The sequence below is a fragment of the Parabacteroides sp. MSK.9.14 genome (assembly GCF_019041495.1).
In the GTDB taxonomy this organism is placed as follows: domain Bacteria; phylum Bacteroidota; class Bacteroidia; order Bacteroidales; family Tannerellaceae; genus Parabacteroides; species Parabacteroides merdae.
In genome coordinates, this window is record NZ_JAHPXO010000026.1 from 1 (window position 1) to 22,151 (window position 22,151).

Here is a 22,151-nt window from a genome sequence, read left to right on the forward strand (position 1 = left end):
TAAGAAATTTACTCCCCCATAAATGGCAAAGGTAGCATCGCGGAGACGATTACATAACTATCATGGGTAAAAGTGATAATATGTTATATATCAATATTTTATCAAATGTCAGATGTGTTCTGAAGCTGATACAAAATAGATTAAAGAGGCTCGTTTTTTCATGAAGACAAGCTACTTTTTTGGTGAAAACAACTTGAAAAGTTTCTTCAGACCCGGGTGGAAGGGCATGGGAGATCCGGGTGTGGAGGAGGGGGAGACCCGGATCTACGTGAAACCGAAACGGGGATGTAGAGCTGTTTATCTGCCTTGTTTGAGGAGATTTTATGCACTGTTTCTGATTATAATCCAGTGGAGTTCCTGTTTTTTAACGCAAACAGTCCCTTACGATTTACGTTTCCCCTATATTTGCCATAATCATATATAAAAGACATTTTCAAGATGAAAAAGAGTTGGATTATCAGAGTTTTTTGGGGCGCTCTCTTTTGGCGGAAGGAGCTTGGAATTCCGAGATATGGTAGTGACGATTGAAGGCGATAAACTTGTGCCATACGCAGGCAATATAGGCATGGCACTTGTTAATCAGTTCGAGAAGGTGGCTATCAATTTTAATGACTGCTTTGTTGTGTTTGAGTAGTTTGTTTCCCTTTTCTTTCATGGTCAAGCATGGAAATCGGAAGTATTTATGTACTTTTGTAAACATGAAAACATTTGTAATAGCAGGATGCGGACGGCTTGCCGGAATCGTTTCGGAAGCTGTCGTCAAAGGGTTGTTGCCCGAATATGAGTTGGTGGGAGTCTATTCGCGTACGGTAGCCAAGGCGGAACGTATTGCCGGTCGGATGGCAGAGGCAGGGAAAAGCTGTGCCGTCTGTACTACGGCGGATGAGTTGCTGGCCTTGAAACCCGATATACTGGTGGAGACGGCTTCTCCGGCCGCTCTTCGGGAGTTCGCCGTTCCGGCGTTGAAGAACGGGACTTCTATCGTGACCCTTTCGATCGGTGCGCTGGCCGATGATGCGTTTTACCGGGAAGTATGCGAAACGGCCAAGGAGAACGGGACACGTATCTATATCGCTTCGGGAGCTACCGGAGGGTTCGATGTCTTGCGCACAGCAGCCTTGATGGGGAAGGCGACTGCCCGTTTCTACAATGAAAAGGGACCTGATGCCTTAAAAGGAACACCGGTCTATGAGGAGGCTTTGCAGAAAGAACAGAAAGTCGTGTTTACCGGCAATGCGGTGGAAGCCATCCGCCTGTTCCCTACGAAAGTGAATGTCACGGTAGCCGCCTCACGTGCCTCTGTCGGTCCGGAAGCCATGCAGGTGACCATACAGTCGACTCCCGGATTTAAGGGGGACACCCAGCGGGTGGAGATCAGGAACGACCAGGTACATGCCGTCGTGGATGTGTACAGTGAGACGGCCGAGATAGCAGGATGGTCGGTTGTGAACACCCTGCTTAATATCGTTTCACCCGTTGTATTCTGAAAGATTGGCCAGTACCTTTTCGCTCAGACGGTCGAACGCTTGGCGGGTGCGGCCTGTCGAGGCCTGTACGCATCGTACATGCGGATGCTCCAAAAGGTGAGCACCTCCCAAGGCGCCGACGGTATCGCAAAAACAAAGGTTATTGCCCGATAACCATTTGACGAACGGTTCCTCGTCCCAGGCGGGAGACAGTCCTGTGTTGAACAGTATCTTCTTATCACCCAACTTCCGGAATTCGGCCTCGTGCAGCAGGACGGTGTTTTTGTTCAGGCAACAGAAGACGGCTTCGCTTTGCTCAAACAGTTGGTCTAAGGGAAGGAAACGGTACCCTTTCTCACGAGCCCATTCCTTTTCGCTACGGGCAAAATAAGCTATTTCCGCACCGAAGAACCGGAGTGCATCGGCAATCATGCCGCCTGACTTGCCCAAACCGATGATACCGGCTTTCAGCCCGGTAATCTCACGAACCTCGCCTTCCCAGGCCGGCTGGCCGAACCCGTGGAAGGAGCGTACCAGTTCGCTGATGACATATTCGACTACTCCTTCGTCTCCATAATCCCGGATACCTGTGACCTTGATACCGTGCTCGTTGGCATAAATGATATCGACGTTGGCGCTTTCCGGTGAGTAAAGCGAACAGCACATGCCGATGTATTTGATATTGGGACATCTTTCCATTACCTCGCGGCGGATACTCGAAGTATAACTCAGCAGCACCGCGTCGGCATCGCCGATGCGACGGACGATCTCCTCGTCATCCGCCGGAATATCGGGGTACATCACTACTTCATTTGCAAACGTGTGCAATGCTTCTTCTGCAGACGGGATCAAACTGACCGGCTCTATCGCTACTATTTTACTAAACATGGCAAATTATTCTTTTTGAAAATATGAAGAAACAAAGATACGTTTTTTTGTAAAGTTTCTATCTTTGTATTCAATTCAATCAATGTAATAAAATAAACTTATTTCTATCCATGAAGAATTCCAGAAGAGACTTCCTTAAAAAGGGAGCGTTGGCAGGGTTCAGTGCCCTGATGATCCCGGAGATCGCAAAAGCCGCTGTTAAAGAAAATACATCCGTACATGCTCCGAAGATTAATCTGAAAAAGGATTGTGTGATCCTGTTCCAGGGAGATTCCATCACGGACTGCGGTCGCGACAGGAATAGTAACCGTTGCAATACGATGGAACAATTCGGTAGTGGCTATGTGCTCTTTACCGCTACGCAGTTGTTGGAGGGGAAAGCGGCTTTGCAGCCGAAGATTTACAATCGCGGCATCAGCGGCAATAAAGTCTATCAACTTCGTGAACGCTGGGAGATCGACTGTCTTGCTTTCCAGCCGGATGTCCTGAGCATCCTGATCGGTGTGAATGATTATTGGCATACGTTGACGCATGGTTATAAAGGAACGGTCGAGACATACGAAAACGATCTGCGTGCTTTGTTGAAATATACGAAAGAGAAACTCCCGAATACGCAAATAGTCCTTTGCGAACCCTTCACTTTGCGTGACGGGGCGGCTATAGAAGATTCCAAATGGTATCCGATGTTCGATGAATTCCGCAAGTCTGCCCGTAAACTGTCGGAAGAATTCAATACCATATTCGTTCCCTTCCAATCGGGTTTCGATGCAGCGGTGAAGCTGGCTCCGGCACGTTATTGGTCGAATGACGGTGTGCATCCCGATTTACCCGGTCGTCAGCTGATGGCAAACATGTGGATGGAAGCAACTGGATTAAAGTAAGATATGATTTTGAGCGGGTGTAGGCTGTAAAAATAGTGCAAAAAAGTGCAGTCAGGTTTTGGAAAATAAAAAAATACCTCTATCTTTGCACCCGTTATCGCGGAAGTAGCTCAGTTGGTAGAGCATAACCTTGCCAAGGTTAGGGTCGCGGGTTCGAGTCCCGTCTTCCGCTCCAATCGGTAACAGACGCGGTATGAGGCCGCTTTTTTAATGTACTGAAGAAAGGCCCAGGTGGCGGAATTGGTAGACGCGCACGTTTCAGGTGCGTGTGTCGAGAGGCATGCAGGTTCGAGTCCTGTTCTGGGCACCTTTTCTCGCGCAGGTGGTGGAATTGGTAGACACGCTACTTTGAGGGGGTAGTGCCGGTTACGGCGTGTGAGTTCAAGTCTCATCCTGCGTACATACAGATAGTCCATATAGTTAGCTTCAAAAGCTGGTTATATGGATTTTTTTTATTCAAGCAGCCGATTGGGCTTCACTATTCCGTGATCGGTGAAGGTGGTTCACAGATTATGACAAAAAAACCTCATCCACATTCACATGTAGATGAGGTTATACCAAATCAGTTCATATGAAAACAAACTGAAGTAGACTAATACCTTAAACTTAGGAATAGTTTGTTTGATTAATGTAAGTTCTACACTGTAGAACCATTTCTGCAAATTTAATTATCTTTTTGTTATTATACAAACAACGTCTGTTCGGGTTCGTATAAAAAATGATTAAAAAACTTTTGTTGTTTGTTTCCATATCCGGACCATGTAAAAGCCCAGATGCGTAAAAGCGAAAACAAAAGAGATGATCAGCAGGACTTTACTTTCTTCCCAACCAACGGTTTGCTGATGCCAGAGTCCCGTGATCACACAAAGGATGGCAAGGACGATCCCGATCATATTCAGAGCCAGCTGACCGTGGCGGTTCGCCTGATTGTATTCCAGTTTGCTATGCTTGATGCCGTAGCACGCATAAATATCCAGCCCGATCAGCATCCATAGCACCAGCCGGATCCAAGTGTCGGCCGGTAGGAAAAGCATCATGCACAGGCAAGTGATGATCCCGGCAACCGGAACGAACGGAACCAACGGAGTCTTGAAGGCGCGATGCACATCGGGCATTGTCTTTCTGACCACAAGCACACCGGCACAAACCAGGGTGAAGGCGAAAAGGGTTCCGATACTGGTCATTTCACCGGCCAGGCGTGCCGGAACGAAAGCTGCCAGCAGACCGACGAGTACCATGAACAGCAGATTGCTGCGGGCGGGTGTTCTGAACTTCTCATTGATGTGCGAAAAGAACGGAGGTAATAGACCGTCATGGCTCATGCTGAGGAAAACGCGGCTCTGCCCTAACAGCGTCACCATGATGACCGAGCAATATCCGAATAGGATGGCAAGGACGATTGCCTTGTTCATCCAAGGGTAATCCGGATGAAGCACGCCCGAAGCATCTACTTCTCCCATATGTTCGATCGCAATTGCCACGGGAGCGATTCCCTGTTGGCCGCCAAATTCGGAATAATGGGCTACGCCCGTCATGACGTGGGCGAACAGCATGTATAATATGGTACAAACGAGCAATGAGACGAGGATTCCGATCGGCATATCTCTTTTGGGGTTCTTGGCTTCCTGGGCAGCCGTACTGACAGCATCGAAACCTAAGAAAGCGAAGAATACGATGGCCGCTCCGCGTAGGATACCCGATAGCCCGTATTCGCCTAACGTGCCGGTGTTTGCCGGAATATAAGGTATGTAATTGTCCGTATTGATATATTTCCATCCTAAAAAGACGAATATCAGGACGACCGACACTTTCAGGAAGACAATGATTCCGTTAAAGATAGAGCTCCCTTCCGTCCCGCGGATCAGGAAGAGGCTCATCAGGACAACGATCAGGAATGCCGGGATATTGACAATCCCTCCATCCCAGGGACAGGCAGTGAATGCTGTCGGAAGGTTGATCCCGAGCCCTTCCAAAAAGACGACGAGATAACGGCTCCAACTGATGCTGACCGTCGTTGCGGCAACTGTATATTCCAGTACCAGATCCCAACCGATAATCCAAGCGATCAGTTCGCCCATCGTCGCGTATGAGTATGTATAGGCACTTCCGGCAACCGGAATCATCGAAGCAAACTCTGCATAACAAAGTCCGGCAAAGCAACATCCGATTGCTGCAATGGCAAATGAAAGTGTAATGGCCGGTCCTGTATATCCGGCGGCGACTGTTCCGGTTATGGAGAAAAGTCCGGCTCCGATAATGACTCCTACGCCGAGTGCGACCAGACTCCAGGGGCCTAATACCCGTTTTAATGATTTACTTCCTGTTTGATTGGCTTCGGCCTGCAGGGCCTCCAAAGGCTTTTTAATGAATAATCCCATCGTTTATTTGTGCATAGTTATAAATTTGGGCACAAAGGTAGGGATTGCCAGGATGATATACAAATGCTAATTGTGAATGGGCAACCGCCTCCATACGAAGCTGGGAATCAACTTCCAGAAAAATACTAAAACGGCATATCTCCAGTCGATTACGGTGCGTCGTTTCTTCCGTTCGATCGCCTTTACTATTTTTCGGGCAACATATTGCGGGGACATCAGCATCGGGTATTTATCGTTTTTCAACAGATCGGTCTTTACAAACCCGGGACGGATATCCGTGAATACTATCGGGAGTTTTTCCATCCGTGCCAATTGGTCGAGCGCGTCGATATAAGTATTCTGGTAGCGCTTGGTCGCGGAATAGGAGGGAGCGGCTCCCAATCCCTTTGTCCCGGCGATGGAACTGATCACGGCTAATTGGCCGCCGCCATGTTTTTTGAAGTAATCGTATGCGGCAACGACCATTTGGGTGAAACCGACTGTATTTGTTTGGACGGTAGACAATTCAATATCGGAATGCAGATCCCGGTTCTGGCTGCCGATTCCGGAACTAAGCAAGAATACATCCATTCCGCCGACTCTATCGATTAATTCCGCTAACTTTTCCGGGGCGTCTGGGCTAGTTACGTCTATTTGTGCCGTTTCGATCTGGTCAGGTGCTTCCGACCGGATTTTTGCGAGCAATTCCGTCCGCCGTCCGGCAATCCCGATCCTCCATCCCTGCTTGCGGTACAGTTGAGTGATCTCGTATCCGATGCCTGAAGTTGCTCCGATGATGATGATTTTTCTTGCTGATGCCATGCTAAATGGTGATTTATATATGCAAATATACGATTTCTTTCGTACGAAAATCCTATCTTCGTGGCGTTGTTAACAAACCAATGTAGGAAATGAAGAAGTGTTTTTGTCTCTTGTTGACCTTGTTGTGTATTAGCTATTCGGCCGTGGCTGCCTCTGGTTTCCGTATAAAAGGGAAAATAGTCGATGCCAATAACAACCAACCGATTGATTTTGCCGATGTTCTCCTTTTTCGTGAAGGAGACGTTAATCCAGTGTTTCATGCTTTGCCCGATCGTGACGGTACGTTTCGCATTGCCGATGTGAAGGACGGGAAGTATAACCTTTTGGTGCGTTTGGTCGGTTACGATCTGTATAACTGCCCCGGTATTGTTTTGGATGCGGTTTCGAAAGCGGTAGATTTGGGAACGATTGCCATGAAACCTTTGGAGGTGGGATTAGCGGAAGTCGAAGTCGTAGCGCAGAAAAAGCAAGTGATTTATAAATTGGACAAGAAAGTGATCGAAGCCTCTTCAAACCTGCTTGCCGGAGGCGGATCGGCTGTCGATATCCTGGAGAATACACCCTCCATACGTGTGGATGCCGAAGGTGAAGTCAGTTTTCGTGGAAGTACCGGTTTCACGGTCTATGTAGATGGCAAACCGAGCGTGTTCAGCGGTACGCAGGCTTTGGAGCAGATCCCTGCAGGGCATATCGAGAATATAGAAATCATCACCACCCCTTCGGCCCGTCACGATACGGGAGGAGATGTAGGGATTATCAATATCGTAACAAAGAAACACGCCCAGCATGGTTTTAGCGGTATGGTGAACCTGACGGGAAGTACGGTCCTTTCGCGCGGGGTGGATTTTCTGGTGTCTCAGCAGAACAAGGCATCGCGTTGGTATTTGGGCGGTGTGTGGAGTGACCGCCTGCGCAAGAGCGATTTCGATCAGGAGAAAACGACTATTATCTCAGACACGGCAACGACCTCCCATTCCAACGGACCGCGTAAAAGCAACAATTTCAACTATTCGATGAAGGCGGGGTGGATGTACACATTGCCCCATACGACGTTGAATGCCGACTTTGAAGGTGGTTATGGCGGGCGTACGCGCAATGGTGATCTGGATTATAAGGAAAAACGCCTGACAGACGGGGCTACTTTCGGTGAAGGCGATTATTATAGTCGTGACGATTACGATCTGCATGAAACCTATTTCCAGGGAACAATCGGTTTCGATCATAAATTCGACGATAAGGGGCATCAGTTGATGGGCAGTTTCTATCTGAAATACGGAGGTAATGCGATGGAATATTTCCAGAGTGACCTTTTTAATAAGAATAACGAGCGTGAAAAGGGACATCGTGCTTGGGAAGATGAGCATCGCTGGACGGTACGGGGTAACCTGGACTATATTTATCCTTACAGCAAGACGGGACGGATCGAAGGCGGTTACCAATATTTCTCTTATTTGGAAGACGGCGACTACACGATGCATTTCTGGGACCCGGTAAAGAAAGAGTTTTATAACCGGGACGATATCTATAACACATTCTATTTCCAGCATGGCATCAATTCGGTTTATGCAATCGTTGCCGACAGCTATAAATCATTCGATTTTCAGGCGGGTGTGCGGGGAGAGCATACGCATCGTGTCCTGCGAAGCTCGATTCCGGGCAAGGATCGTACATATAATAAGTTCGAGTTTTTCCCTTCTCTTCATTTGGGCTATACGTTTCCGAAGGAACATAAGCTATTGGTTTCTTATTCGCGCCGTATCACTCGTCCGGAACTCTTTTTCATGGAGCCGTATATCACCTATCGGGATTTTTATTCGGCCGAGATCGGTAACCCGGATATCCGTTCGGAATATATCAATTCTTTCGAGTTGAATTATAAGAAGAATATCGGTGAACATACGGTTTCAGCTACAGTGTTTCACCGGAACCGCAAGGATAAGATCGAGCGTTTGCGTGTCCCCTATGAGGCTGGTGTGACACTGGATTCGATGGCGAATGTCGGACACGACTATTCGACCGGTATCGAATTGAGCGGACAGGTACAGCTTACCCGCTGGTGGAATATGAACCTGAACGGCAGCCTGTATCATTATAAGGTAAAGAACCGGTATAAAACCGGCAGTGAAAAAGAGACAAGTACGAACTACGATGTCATGTGGAACAACTCTTTCGATGTCTTTAAATATACCCGTATCCAGGTGGACGGCAATTTTGTCGGTCCGTCCGTTACGACCCAGGGGCGTACGGATGCTTTCTGGTATGTGAATCTCGCCGTTCGCCAGCAGTTGATGAACCGTCGGTTGTCGGCTACGCTTTCTTTCCGGGATGTTTTCAATTCTGCCCGGTATGTAAGTAAGATCATCACATCCGACCTGCAGTCCATCACACGAATCCGTCCCAGCTATCCGCTTATTACGCTTACGCTTAGTTATACGTTCAATAACTTCAAGGCCAAAAGTTCTCAGAAAAAGGAAGATCATGATTTGTTTGAAGGAACGAACCACTAAATAAATTAAGAATTGAAAATGAAAAATGAAGAAGAAAGCACTTCCGAATTTTCAAGTTTCAATTCTCAATTTATTTGTTACATTTGTATCTTATTTAAAAGAATATGGAAGAGCGGGAACTGATATTATTGTTGAAGCAGGGCAGCAAAGACGCATTTACTGCTCTGTATAAACAATACTGGAAACAGGTCTATAATTTCAGTCGCCTCTATTTGACCAGTGCCGATGCTGCCGAAGAAGTAGTACAGGAAGTCTTTATCAAAATATGGGAAACGCGTGAATTTCTTCGTGAAGATGACCATTTTAAAGGTTTGCTGTTTATTATCACCCGGAATCTGATCTTTAACCGGCATCGCAAAAATGTGAATGAAGATTTCTACAAAGTCACGGTCCTTGCCGCATTGGAAGAACCGTATGATGTGGAAGAAGAAATTGATGCTCATAATCTCCAAGAATATATAGATCGCCTGATCGATGAATTGCCACCGCGCCGTCGTGAGATTTTTAACTTGAGCCGTAAGGAACAAAAGAGCTACAAAGAAATAGCTATCCTATTGAATATTTCAGAGAAAACGGTCGAAAATCAAATCAGCGAAGCCCTCAAGTACTTGAAGAAGAATATCACATTGCTTCTTCTCTTTATCTGATTTAATATATCCCGCATCCTATCTCTTATTATCATTTGAAATGCTCGTTTCATAGGGGATATTGTCATATTTTTTTGGAAATTTGTACTGTCAGGTACTAAAATGATCTGTTTTTTCCGGATTGAGTAGGGGGAAGAAGTAACTTGCGTGTATTTATATATGTAAAGCGATTGAAATGGAATACAAAGACAAAAAATATATACTAAAGAAACTAATGCAGGATGCGCTGACTGAAGAAGAGCGCATAGCCTTGCAATCATCTCGCCGGGTGACAAAAGAAATGGAGCGGCAATGGAATAATGCTCCGGATGCAGTGGAGAGCGATCGTCCGGACGAGCCATCTATCTGGCGGAATATTTGTAAAGAAGTCTGGCAGCATGATGAAGGACGGAAAGTTGTATTTTATAAGATATATAGTATGGTCGCCTCCATCTTATTGGTATTGGGTGTGGCAGGAACTGTTTATTTTGCGTTGCAGGACAAGGCGAATGTTCCAATGTATGTTGTAAGTTCCGGCATACAGAATATGGAATCTGTCTCTTTGCCGGATGGAACGAAAGTGCAGATGGGACCGGGTAGCCGCTTAACCTATCCGGCTCGTTTCTCCGGTAAGACGCGTGAAATAACATTGGACGGGCAAGCCTTTTTCGATGTGGCGAAGAATCGCGAAAAACCTTTTATCGTCCATACGGAGGATATGAGTGTGGAGGCGTTGGGGACTGCGTTCGAATTGTTCAGTTACAACATGGAAAATAAGATGGAAGCGATTCTCCTGAATGGCAAGATCAAAGTAAGTGTGGAGAATAAGGAAACAAACCAAATGAAAGAATACTTCGTCTCTCCCGACGAAAAGATTTTGGTGGACCGGCAGACCGGCAAGATCACCAAACAGATTGTGGATGCCGACAAATATACCGCTTGGCGCAAACAAAAGATGCTGAGTTTCGAAAACGAAAAACTATCCATGATCATCCCACGTCTCGAACAGTGGTACGGCAGAAAGGTGATGTGCCAAAAGGATCTGGCTGATAAATACCGGTTCACTTTCAAGGTGAGGGATGAGTCGCTAGATCGGATACTTTTTATGATAAAAGCTTCTTCTCCATTACAGTATAAAGAGGAGAAGAATGGTGATTATACATTGACTTTAAAATAACTTATTATAAACAACTTAATTCTAATGCTTATGGGATAAAAAAGAGTTAACCTTTAAAAAATTGGAAGATGCCGGCAAGCACCTTCCAATCAGAGAGTTTTCAAAAAATGCTTGTCATAGGAGTCCAAGCCAAAGACTTGCATTTATTATTCATCAAAAACTATTACAAAGTTATGGAAAAAAACAGTGAGAGGGGGTATTGTATCCCGTTATTTAGAAAAACTAAACGTATCATGAAGATCACAACCTTATTTTCGTTGGGAGTTGCATGCTGTATTTCTGCCTCTACTTATGCGCAGAACTACAAAGTGTCGATCAACAAGCAGAACAGCAGTATTATTGAAATCCTTAGAGAAATTGAAAAAAGCAGTGAGTTTACATTCTTTTTTAACGATAATCGTGTGAATGTCAACAAAACTGTGAGTGTCAATGCCCAAAATGCTACATTGGAAGATGTACTGGATCAGGTGTTGAAAAATACCGGCTACAAGTATCAAATTATCGATCGCCAAGTGTTGATCAAGGTTTCGGACAACCTCTTATTGAGCGGTGTTCAACAGAATAAGAAAACTGTTACAGGTGTAATCCTCGATGAATCCGGCTTGCCGGTCATTGGTGCCAATGTGGTGGAGAAGGGGACTACTAACGGCACGATAACGGATGCGGAAGGGAGGTTCTCCCTTAATGTTGCATCAGATGCAACATTAATAGTTTCCTATATCGGATATATTCAGAGTGAAATATCTGTAAAAAATAAAACATCTGTGTCTATAACAATGAAGGAGGATGCAGAATTGTTGGATGAAGTAGTGGTAATTGGCTATGGATCGGCTCGTAAGGGGGATTTGACCGGTCCGATATCCAGTGTCAAAGGAGCTTCCTTAACAGAACGTTCTACTCAAATGCTGTCTACGGCTATGCAGGGGCAGATTTCGGGTGTGGAGGTTACTCGTTCTTCCGGGGGTCCTGGTAATTCTGCTACGATACGTGTTCGTGGTGTGACGACACTTTCCAATAACGACCCGCTTGTAATTATAGACGGTGTACCCGGTTCATTGAATGATGTCGTGGCTTCAGATGTAGAAACCATGAGTGTTTTGAAAGATGCGGCATCGGCTTCTATTTACGGATCTCGTGCTGCGGCCGGTGTTATTTTGATCACAACCAAAAGAGCTAAGGAGAATAAATTCAATTTAGATTATAATTATGAATATTCCATTGACAAACCTACTACACGACCGACTAATGGAAATGTGATCGATTGGATGAATGTTCAAAATGAGATTAAATGGAACGATGGTGCTTCTAATCCTTATTCGCAATATTCGCAGGAAACCATTAACTCTTGGATGGCTAATAATGCAATGGATCCTTATCATTATCCGAATACGGATTGGGTTGATTTGCTGTTGAAGAATACGACTTCTCATCAACAACATAACTTTAACGTTTCAGGCGGTACAGATAAATTGCAGTCCAAATTCTCGTTCAATTATCAGACGGCAGATGGGTATTATGCGAATAAATCGTATGAGCGTTATGCGGGTCGCGTGAACAACGATTATAAAATCAATTCTTGGATTCGGGCTAATATTGATGTTGATTTTTCTGCGTCGAAAAGTGTATCTCCTGCGACTGTCAATCCTATTTATTGGGCTTATTTGACTGCTCCATATTATAATCCTCGTTGGGAAGACGGGCGCTATGCAGATGTGAAATCCGGGGCCAATCCATTGGCTATGCTCAATGAAGGGGGAACGGATGGAAAGAATTATTATAAGTTTGGGGGAAAGGCCCAACTAGATTTGACTCCGCTTAAGGGATTAACGCTTACGGCCGTTTTTGCTCCTCGATATACGTTTGAAACAGGGAAAAAATTTACAAAAGCAGTGAATGTGTATTATGAGGATGGAAGCTCCATTGCTGCACAAAGTAATAAGACAACATCTTTAAATGAAACACGGAATATGACACAAAGCCGTACTTACCAGTTTTATGCTAATTATCAGAACAAATGGACTGACCATTCCTTGAATGCGATGGTAGGTTATGAGGGGTATAAGCATAAATGGGAAAATTTGGGTGCATCAAGAAATAATTATGAATTGGATACTTATCCTTATTTGAATCTTGGTCCGGAAGATTATCAGTATAATTCGGGCAGTGCAGGTCACAATGCTTATCAATCTGTTTTCGGACGTGCTATGTATTCATATAAGGACCGGTATATGTTACAAGCGAATGTTCGTGCTGATGCCTCTTCTCGTTTTGCTTCTGATTATCGCTGGGGGGTATTCCCTTCTGTATCGGCAGGTTGGGTTATTTCTAGTGAATCTTGGTTCCCTAAAGATAAGCAGATTGATTATTTGAAAGTGCGTGCTTCTATTGGGTCATTGGGGAATGAACGCATTAGTGATGCGGAATTTCCATATCAGGCGGCAATCAATTTCGGAAATAGTTATATGTATGATAAAGGTTCCCAATCGGTGACCGCTGTACAGAATGCTGCACAATATAATTATGCATTTAATGATATTACGTGGGAAACAACTACGACTTATGATATTGGTATCGATATTACTTTGTTGAATAATCGTTTGAGTTTAACAGGAGACTACTATTATAAGAAAACATCCGACATGCTTTTGACTTTAGGTTTCCCCTCTTATGCCGGTTTTTCTGCTCCGAAACAAAATGCGGGTGATATGTATACTCACGGTTGGGAATTTGAAGCAAGTTGGCGTGATCAGATTGGTGAGGTATCTTATGGTGTATCTTTTAATTTATCTGATTATCGTTCAAAAATGGGATATTTGGGAGACAGAAGAACTATAGATGGTAATAAGATTTATGAAGAAGATTCTTATTATTATGAGTGGTTTATGTATAAGACCGATGGTCTGTTTGTTACTGATGCAGATCTGTATGATTCGGAAGGAAACAAATATCCGACACTCACTGCTAACGATAAGGCTGGTAATATTAAATATGTCGATGTGAATGGAGATGGCGTTATCAATGCAGATGATAAAGTTCGTTTAGGTAATTCTTTGCCGGAGTTTCAGTTTGGTGGTAATCTTTTCTTAGGTTGGAAAGATTGGGATTTCTCTCTTTCTTTTCAAGGCGTGGGGCATCAGAATGTTCTCTTTAATTCTGCATGGATACAGCCATTAAAAGAACAATGGGGAGCTGTGCCTTCTCTTATATTGGGGAATTATTGGAGCCAGCATAATACGGAAGATCAAAACCGGAATGTCAAATATCCTCGTCTTACATATACCAATACTACTAATACTTATACCGGATCTGATTATTGGTTGTTTAATGGAGCTTATTTCCGTGTCAAGAACATTACATTGGGGTATTCGTTGCCGCAGAAACTTATGGATAAGTGTTTCATCAGAGGACTTCGGATATATGCAACAATAAATGATCTACCAGCTATCAGCCATTATCCTAAAGGATGGGATCCGGAAATAGGTGCAAGTTCCGACTTTATATCCACGTCTTTTACATTTGGTGCGAATGTTAAATTTTAAATTTATAGTGATATGAAACAGATAAAATTTTCTATATGTACTGCATCCCTATTCATGCTTATGTCGTGTGTCGATCTTAATTTAAATCCTCTTTCTGAAGGATCAAGCGAGAATTGGTATTCTTCTCAAGCGGAAATAGAAATGTCTTTGAATGATTTCTATCGTACAGATTTTTTTCCGATTGATGATATGAAATGGGGAGATGATGTAACTGCTCGAAATGAAACATCTGCCGTGAATAACGGAACATTGACTTCAGAAGACGGAACGATTGCCAAACGTTGGGAAAACTATTATAAAGGTATCGCACGTGCTTTACGTATAATCAATAATATGGATCGAGCGCGTGCTATGGGCGTTTCGGAAAGGGATATAGCTCAATATGAAGGTGAAGCTTATTTCTATTTAGGATATGCTTATGGTATGTTAGCTTTTCATTGGGGGGATGCGATTTTGGATAAGGTAGGTATGAGCTTGGATGAAGCTTATACCGCTTCCCGATCTCCGAAAGCAGATGTATTGGCTTACAGTTACGAATGTTTGGATAAGGCTGCGGAACGTTTACCGAATAGTTATCCAGGCATCCAGCGTGCCACGAAAGGGGCTGCTTATGCTTTTAAAGCAAGAATTGCTATTTATAATGAGGATTATGCAGCCGCTGCTACTGCTGCCAAGAATTGTATGGATTTGAATGTGTACAAATTGCATAGCAACTATCAGGATTTGTTTACGGCTTCTTGGTCTGACGAATGGATTTTCTTCTTCCGTGGAGATGTGACGTTGAAGAAATATTACTGGGCTGCGTCTGATGTGTTGAATAGCATATCTCGCCTTTCAGGAGGATGGGGTGGTCAAAAAGCTCCTTCCTATGAATTGGTCTGTGCTTATCCTTGTATTGATGGTAAACCGATTGATGAATCTCCGCTTTACAATCCGAAAGACTTTTTCGAGAACCGGGATCCACGTATGGCAATGACAATTGTTCCGTTTGCAACAGCATATAACAAGAGTGTGTTGGATGGAACGTATGATCCGAACGATTATGAATGGTTAGGGTATGAGTATTCTCCTTCTCCTGTTAAAACAACCGTTCAGAGAATTTCTGACGGTGCACAAGTGGGAAATAATGATTCTAAAGCAAGAGCGGAACATGCTTCCTATACAGGTTTATTATTTAAGAAATATGTTGATGAGTCATTTTTGGAAAATGGTAAAGCTGGTGCACCGACTACTTATCCGATGTTGCGTTACGGTGATGTTCTGTTGATGTATGCTGAAGCGATGAATGAGATGAATCAGTGTAGCCAAGAAGTGCTGGATGCTACGATTAATAAATTGCGTGAAAGGGCTTATAACGGAACAGATCTTGAGTATCCACGAGTAACGGAAGGATCACAGCAGCAGTTACGTACGGTTATCCGTACCGAGCGTTTTATTGAAATGGCTTGGGAAGGTCATCGTTATAGTGATTTAATTCGTTGGAAGATTGCAGGGAAGGTATTTAATCGTCCAATTTATTTCTTGAATCGTGCGTGGTCCGGTAATACCTCTTGGAATGGTGATGAAAGTTCTGTCTCGGCCGAATACAAGCAGTTGATTCAGAACTGGAAAGATGGTAACTATCCGATAGGTGGTATTCCACAGATTGATGAAGACGGTATTGCAGATTTGAGTGGAATGGCGGAAAAGGGGTATATTACCGTGGCAACCGAACGTAAATTCGATGAAAGTCGTGATTATTTGTGGCCGGTTCCTGCAGCAGATAGATTAATTAACGAAAATCTGTCACAGAATCCGAAATGGTGATCGGTTTGGGATAGATTCGATATGATATTCATTTAAGGGTTCCTCGGCTTTATATGGTTATATAGAGGATGAGGAACCCTTGTTGTAAAAAATCAAATAATATGAAACTGAATAGTGTAATAGGATTACTGACTGTATTTTCGGTATTAGGATGTACTGCCCAAAAGGATGTCAAAAAAATACCGGAATCGATTTCCGGTATTTATCCCCGTTTGGCTTACTATAATAATGAAGGCGAATGTGGGACAGGGGCAGTCGTACCTTGGGCGGATCGTTTATGGGTGGTTACTTATGGGCCTCATTTACCGAATGGCTCTTCTGATAAATTATATGAAGTGACGTCCGATTATCGGCAGATCATGCATAAGGAGAGTATTGGAGGTACACCTGCAAACAGAATGATTCATAAAGAAAGCAATCAACTTTTTATAGGCCCTTATGCGATTGATAAAACAGGAAAAGTTCGTGTTATTCCATATACCGTAATGTCTGGTCGGCATACCGGAAATGCCCGTCATTTAACAGATCCGTCAAATAAAATTTATTATGGGACAATGGAAGAAGGATTTTATGAAGTGGATGTGAATACGTTGGAAGTAAAAGAATTGTATCAGGATGGCAATAAGAAACAACAGAAAAAAAATGATACGGATGCCGGACCGATAAATGCTTTATTACCGGGAGTACATGGCAAAGGGTTGTATTCTGGACAGGGTTGTATGTATTTTACCAACAATGGAGAAGGGACACAAGAAGCATTAAAGAAGTTTCATGTGGAGGCAGGTGTCCTAGCTGAATGGAATGGAAAAGAGTGGAAAGTAGTTCGTCGCAATCAATTTGTCGAAGTGACGGGGCCGGGTGGCATTTATGGAAATACGAATCCGGAAACAGACCCGATTTGGGCAACAGGTTGGGATTATAAATCAGTTATTTTAGGTGTACGCGATGCCGAAAAAGGGTGGGCTTTTTATCGTTTGCCCAAAGCCAGTCATAGTTATGATGGTGCGCATGGATGGAATACAGAATGGCCGCGTATTCGGAATGTCGGGACAGAGTCTCAACCTGATTATCTGATGACGATGCATGGTATGTTCTGGCATTTCCCAGGAATGTTTACGGCCGATAATTCTGCAGGCATTCGTCCTCGCTCCGCTTATTTGAAAGTGATTGGTGATTTTACCCGTTGGAACGATCAGTTGGTTTTCGGTTGTGATGATTCAGCTCAGAAAGAATTCTTGAACAAACGAAAAGCAAAAGGGAGTATAGAGGGACCTGGTCAATCGAACTCTAATCTGTGGTTTACTTCTTTGACAAGACCGGATGAATTAGGACCAGCTACTGCAGAAGGTGCTGTTTGGGCAAAGGAAAGCGTGAAAGCAGGTGAGAGCTCTGAACCGTTCCTTTTTAGTGGCTGGACACATCGTTTCGGTTGGGTCAAAAATGAAGGAAAACAACCGGTGATCTTTACTTTTGAAATAGATGAAGCCGGCAAAAATGAATGGAAGACCTTGAAGAGTGTCACAGTAAATGTAGGAAAGTCGGTCTCTGTCCCTTTTGCTTCTACCGAAAAAGGAGAATGGATTCGTGTAAAAACGGATAAAAATACATTGGCAACGGTTAGTTTCAATTATACGACTGCCGATCCCCGTTCGACTTCTTCTGATCCGATTTACCAAGGTTTGACAACAGTTAAACAAAATACGACAATCGGAGGTTTGTTGTATGGGCTTGGTGACAACCGTCGTGCATTGGGTGTGTTGGCAAATGTGACGGTAGATGGAAAAACATCGGAAACCGGTTATTATGAAATGGGAGATAAATTGGAACTGGTTCGTAAGGAAGATACAAAAACGACTGATTTTATTCGATCAAAGTTTGCCATACCTCAACAAGTCGTTTCGATAGAAGAGGGTTCTGTCTTGATTGTAGATGATTTGAACCGGCGTTGGCGTCTTCCTTTGGGGAATGAAACGTATAAAGAATTGACTAACCAAGGTGTACTGCGTGTTTGTCGGGAAGTGGCAACGGAACGCGATATGTTCTCTTGTATGGGAACTTTTTACGAACTTCCTGCGGAGAATGCGGATGGATATGCAAAAATTCGTCCTATATCAACTCATAATTACCGTATCAACGATTATGCTTCTTACCGAGGTATGCTTGTTTTGACAGGTGTGACACCTGAAGAGGGAAAAGAGAATCCGCATATTATTGTTTCAGACGATGGAAAAGCTGCTGTTTGGGTAGGTGTTATTGATGATTTGTGGACATTGGGTAAACCGGTAGGTCATGGTGGCCCGTGGAAGGATACAAATGTAAAAGCGGGTGTCGCTTCTGATCCGTATCTGATTGGATTCTATGACAAGAAAGAGCTTTCGTTGTCGCATCAATCTGATAAGAAAGTCGTCATTACGGTTGAAGTTGATCCTACCGGCAATGGGGATTGGATGGAGTATGCCGCTTATGCAGTACAACCTGGAGAAAGGTTCGTTCAGCAACTCCCTGAAGCATTTCAAGCAAGATGGATTCGTTTTGTATCGGATACGGATACAAAAGCAACTGCTTGGTTGGATTATAAATAAAATGTAGAAATGACATCCGGTGATGATACTGATAAATCAATTACCGGATGTTGTTGAATTGTAATTTTTAAATCTATAGAATCATGAAATACATTTTAATGTCTGTCTTGTTAGTTTGGGGATGTCTGAATAATACAGTTTTGTCGCAGCAGCAAATAAACTGTAGTGGTGTGTTTCCGCATTTAGCTATGGTTGCAGATCAAACTCCGAGAACTGAAGCTGGGACGGGAGCTTTATTCCCTTGGGCAAATAGATTATGGGTTGTTACTTATGTTGCACATTTTTCCGCGACTGGTTTCGGTACTGGACTTTTTGAAATCAATGATAAGATGGAAATACATAAACGCCCGGAAAGCGTGGTGGGAACATATGCGAATAGATTACTCCACGGTCCTACGAATCAGTTGATCATAGGTCCGTATATAATTGATATGAATGGTAATGTACGAGTAATTGATGGGGTAAAAGATCATCGTTTGGCTGCAACAATGACGCATTTGACAGATCCGAAGAATAAAGTTTATTTTCTGGCTATGGAGGGTCAATTTTTTGAAGTGGATGTGAATACTTTAGATACAAAACCATTATTTAACCTTTATGATGAGTTGAAAGAACCGAAAGGGTCGAAACCTCATTTTAAATCTGGTTTTACAAGGCATGGTAAGGTTGTTGTGTGTAACAATAGTTATTCTACAAAAGATTATAATAAAGATTGGAGTGCAGGCCGTTTAGCAGAGTGGGATGGTAAAGTTTGGAAAATAATAGAAGAGAAGTCGTATACGGAAGTATGGAGCTCTTCTCATTTTGGTGCACCAATTTTGGCTACAGGCTGGGATAATGCTTCTGCTGTAATGAGTGTATTTTTTCCGAATACAAAGGAATGGAAGAGGTATCGTTTGCCAAAATCCAGTAAGACATTCGATGAGACGAGTTGTACGGAGTGGCTGCGTATTCGCGAAGTTGAAACAGAACGTGCAATGATGGATTGCCATGGGTTATTTTATGAAATAGGATTTCATCTATATGTTGATCAGCTGTGGGCTATTCGTCCGGTTTGTTCGCATTTGCGTGTAATCCCAGACTATTGCTCTTGGAGGGGCATGTTGGTGATGGGAGGAAATCAGGCGACGCCGATGAAGTTTGGTACTGCTGATGGAAATCCTTTGGCTGGTCAACCTCAAGCTGGATTGTGGTTCGGTAAGACAGACGATTTGTGGTCGTGGGGTAAACCAACTGGTGAAGGAGGGGTATGGTCTGATGATGAAGTTACGGCCCATGTCCCGTCTGATCCTTTTTTAATGTATGGATTTGATCAGAAATCTCTTCATCTTTGGCATGATTCGAATGAAGCTGTTTCTTTTAAAATAGAAGTAGACGTTGTAGGCAATGGGCAGTTTAAGATTTATGAAACCAAGACTGTCGGTTCTGGTGAATATATGCATTATGAGTTTCCTGAGAGCTTTTCTGCTCGATGGGTACGTGTAACCGCAAATAAAAATTGTAAAGCAACAGCCTGGTTTATTTATAATTAGTTCTATTTTTGCAAAATAGAAAATATAGAGAGTGTTGTGTTTTTCTTTGTTTTTGTTAAATTGTAAATATTAATATCATGAAGACTCGTGTAATTTTATCATTATTATTTTTATTGAGTTTTGGATCGGTTCGAGCTGCAGACCTTTTTATTGAGGCTGAAAGTTTCAGTAACAAAGGTGGTTGGAAGGTAGACCAGCAGTTTATGGATTTGATGGGATCGCCCTATTTGTTAGCGCACGGGATGGGTGTACCTGTCGATGATGCTTCGACCGAAGTGACATTTCCTGAAAAAGGAGAATATTATGTATATGTCCGTACCTATAATTGGACTTCCCCGTGGAAAAAAGGGGAAGGCCCCGGTAAATTCAGTTTGTCTGTCGGAGGAAAGAAGATGACTTCTCCATTGGGAGCGGAGGGTTCTGCCTGGATGTGGCAGATAGCTGGAAAAGTATCTGTCAAGAATCTGAAAACTGTAATCAAGCTGCATGATTTGACGGGATTTGACGGTCGTTGTGATGCGATCTACTTTACCACGGAAGTTGGCAAGATGCCTCCGTCGGATGTAAAGGAACTGGAAGCATTCCGTCGTCAAGCATTGGGATTACCGGATGAAGCACCGGTTGCCGGCGAATATGATCTTGTAGTCGTGGGAGCCGGTATAGCCGGGATGAGTGCCGCTGTGTCGGCAGCCCGTCTGGGTTGCAGAGTAGCTTTGATTAATGACCGTCCTGTGGTAGGTGGTAATAACAGTTCGGAGATACGTGTCCATTTAGGAGGCCGTATCGAAGAAGGAACTTATAAGGAACTTGGCGGTCTGCAGAAAGAATTTGGTCCGGAAAAAGGAGGAAATGCACAACCTGCAGAATATTATGAAGACCAGAAGAAAATGGATTGGCTAGCAGGTGAAAAGAATGTGTCTCTTTTCCTGAACTTTCGTGCGATAGGGGTGACAAAGGAAGGTGATAAGATCACATCGGTTATTGTCAAACACATCGAAAGCGGTAAAGAACTGAAGTTCGAGGCTCCTCTGTTTTCTGATTGTACGGGAGACGGGACGATCGGTTACCTGGCGGGGGCCGACTACCGTATGGGGCGTGAAGGTCGTGACGAGTATGGTGAGAGCATCGCTCCGGAGAAAGCAGACAAGTTGACAATGGGTTCTTCCGTCCAGTGGTATTCTGTGGATAACAAGAAATCGAGTCCTTTCCCGGAGTTCAGCTATGGAGTGGAGTTTAACGACAAGAATTGTGAAAAGGTGATGATGGGAGAATGGACGTGGGAGACAGGTATGAACTTCGACCAGATCAAGGACTTCGAACGTATCCGTGATTATGGAATGTTGGTTGTCTATTCAAACTGGAGTTATCTGAAAAACCGTATGAAGGAAAATGACCAGTATAAGAACCGAAAATTAGGTTGGGTTGCTTATGTCGCCGGCAAGCGTGAATCACGTCGTCTGATGGGGGATTATATTTTAAAGGAAGACGATATCACGAAAAACGTGTCTCATGAAGATGCTTCTTTCGCCACGACATGGAGTATCGATTTACATTGGCAGGATCCGAAAAACAGTGAACATTTTCCAGGCAATGAGTTCAAAGCAGTGACAAAGCATATTCTGATCCATCCGTACGCCGTTCCGTATCGTTGTCTGTATTCTCGTAATGTGGAGAACCTGTTTATGGCCGGTCGTAATATTAGTGTGACTCATGTGGCATTGGGAACGGTCCGTGTGATGCGTACGACAGGAATGATGGGAGAGGTAGTAGGTATGGCTGCATCATTGTGTAAGAAATATGATGTGACACCTCGTGGTGTTTACCGTTCGCATCTGGAAGATTTGAAGACATTGATGAAAGAAGGTGTGAATAAGAAAGGGCTACCGAATAACCAGCGTTATAATGAAGGCGGTATGTTGAAAGACAAACCGGTTGTCCAATAATCAGAAAAGTATGGTGTGTGTCAAA

General features: G+C 43.8%; 14 protein-coding genes and 3 tRNA genes. 14 read left to right on the forward strand and 3 right to left on the reverse strand.

Annotated features, from left to right (window positions below):
• Nucleotides 1-160 precede the first annotated feature (160 nt).
• Nucleotides 161-424, forward strand: coding sequence for a hypothetical protein (locus KTG12_RS22300; protein WP_371745256.1), 264 nt, complete (start codon nucleotides 161-163; stop codon nucleotides 422-424).
• A 274-nt stretch (nucleotides 425-698) separates the two neighbouring features.
• Nucleotides 699-1,487: an aspartate dehydrogenase domain-containing protein gene (locus KTG12_RS13915; protein ID WP_036724181.1), complete on the forward strand. Its 789-nt coding sequence runs from the start codon at nucleotides 699-701 to the stop codon at nucleotides 1,485-1,487.
• On the opposite strand, the gene KTG12_RS13920 is transcribed toward KTG12_RS13915, so the two are convergent.
• Complete coding sequence (locus KTG12_RS13920) at nucleotides 1,470-2,354, reverse strand: NAD(P)-dependent oxidoreductase (RefSeq protein WP_155144414.1); 885 nt, start codon at nucleotides 2,352-2,354, stop codon at nucleotides 1,470-1,472. The genes KTG12_RS13915 and KTG12_RS13920 overlap by 18 nt on opposite strands.
• 110 nt (nucleotides 2,355-2,464) lie before the next feature.
• Between KTG12_RS13920 and KTG12_RS13925 the strand changes: the two genes are divergently transcribed.
• From KTG12_RS13925 to KTG12_RS13940, 4 genes are all read left to right on the forward strand, one after another.
• Nucleotides 2,465-3,235: an SGNH/GDSL hydrolase family protein gene (locus KTG12_RS13925; protein ID WP_005635819.1), complete on the forward strand. Its 771-nt coding sequence runs from the start codon at nucleotides 2,465-2,467 to the stop codon at nucleotides 3,233-3,235.
• A gap of 99 nt (nucleotides 3,236-3,334) precedes the next feature.
• Nucleotides 3,335-3,410: transfer RNA gene (locus tag KTG12_RS13930), tRNA-Gly, on the forward strand.
• A gap of 50 nt (nucleotides 3,411-3,460) precedes the next feature.
• A tRNA-Leu gene (locus KTG12_RS13935) sits at nucleotides 3,461-3,542 on the forward strand.
• 9 nt (nucleotides 3,543-3,551) lie between these two features.
• Nucleotides 3,552-3,635, forward strand: a tRNA-Leu gene (locus tag KTG12_RS13940).
• A 322-nt stretch (nucleotides 3,636-3,957) separates the two neighbouring features.
• Here the strand turns inward: KTG12_RS13940 and KTG12_RS13945 are convergent.
• On the reverse strand, nucleotides 3,958-5,613 hold the full coding sequence (locus KTG12_RS13945; protein WP_122115484.1) for an amino acid permease: 1,656 nt from the start codon (nucleotides 5,611-5,613) through the stop codon (nucleotides 3,958-3,960).
• Between the two features lie 66 nt (nucleotides 5,614-5,679).
• Nucleotides 5,680-6,414, reverse strand: a complete 735-nt coding sequence (locus tag KTG12_RS13950; RefSeq protein ID WP_122115483.1) for an SDR family oxidoreductase — start codon at nucleotides 6,412-6,414, stop codon at nucleotides 5,680-5,682.
• A gap of 89 nt (nucleotides 6,415-6,503) precedes the next feature.
• On the opposite strand from KTG12_RS13950, the gene KTG12_RS13955 reads away from it, so the two are divergent.
• The 8 genes from KTG12_RS13955 (at nucleotide 6,504) to KTG12_RS13990 (ending at nucleotide 22,126) form a co-directional block, all read left to right on the forward strand.
• Complete coding sequence (locus tag KTG12_RS13955) at nucleotides 6,504-8,921, forward strand: outer membrane beta-barrel family protein (RefSeq protein ID WP_122115482.1); 2,418 nt, start codon at nucleotides 6,504-6,506, stop codon at nucleotides 8,919-8,921.
• 104 nt (nucleotides 8,922-9,025) lie between these two features.
• Nucleotides 9,026-9,568, forward strand: coding sequence for an RNA polymerase sigma-70 factor (locus tag KTG12_RS13960; protein ID WP_022322802.1), 543 nt, complete (start codon nucleotides 9,026-9,028; stop codon nucleotides 9,566-9,568).
• 175 nt (nucleotides 9,569-9,743) lie between these two features.
• Entirely contained in the window at nucleotides 9,744-10,724 is a 981-nt protein-coding gene (locus KTG12_RS13965) for a FecR family protein (protein ID WP_122115481.1), read from the forward strand.
• Nucleotides 10,725-10,957: 233 nt separating this feature from the next.
• Complete coding sequence (locus KTG12_RS13970) at nucleotides 10,958-14,263, forward strand: TonB-dependent receptor (protein ID WP_229032918.1); 3,306 nt, start codon at nucleotides 10,958-10,960, stop codon at nucleotides 14,261-14,263.
• Nucleotides 14,264-14,275: 12 nt separating this feature from the next.
• Nucleotides 14,276-16,069 carry a RagB/SusD family nutrient uptake outer membrane protein gene (locus KTG12_RS13975; protein ID WP_122115480.1) on the forward strand — a complete coding sequence of 598 codons (1,794 nt, stop codon included), beginning with the start codon at nucleotides 14,276-14,278 and terminating at the stop codon, nucleotides 16,067-16,069.
• Nucleotides 16,070-16,170: 101 nt separating this feature from the next.
• Nucleotides 16,171-18,651, forward strand: coding sequence for a hypothetical protein (locus KTG12_RS13980; protein WP_122115479.1), 2,481 nt, complete (start codon nucleotides 16,171-16,173; stop codon nucleotides 18,649-18,651).
• Nucleotides 18,652-18,734: 83 nt separating this feature from the next.
• A complete protein-coding gene (locus KTG12_RS13985) occupies nucleotides 18,735-20,183 on the forward strand; it encodes a hypothetical protein (protein ID WP_122115478.1) in 1,449 nt (482 codons plus the stop codon).
• Between the two features lie 77 nt (nucleotides 20,184-20,260).
• A complete protein-coding gene (locus tag KTG12_RS13990) occupies nucleotides 20,261-22,126 on the forward strand; it encodes an FAD-dependent oxidoreductase (RefSeq protein ID WP_122115477.1) in 1,866 nt (621 codons plus the stop codon).
• Nucleotides 22,127-22,151 lie beyond the last annotated feature (25 nt).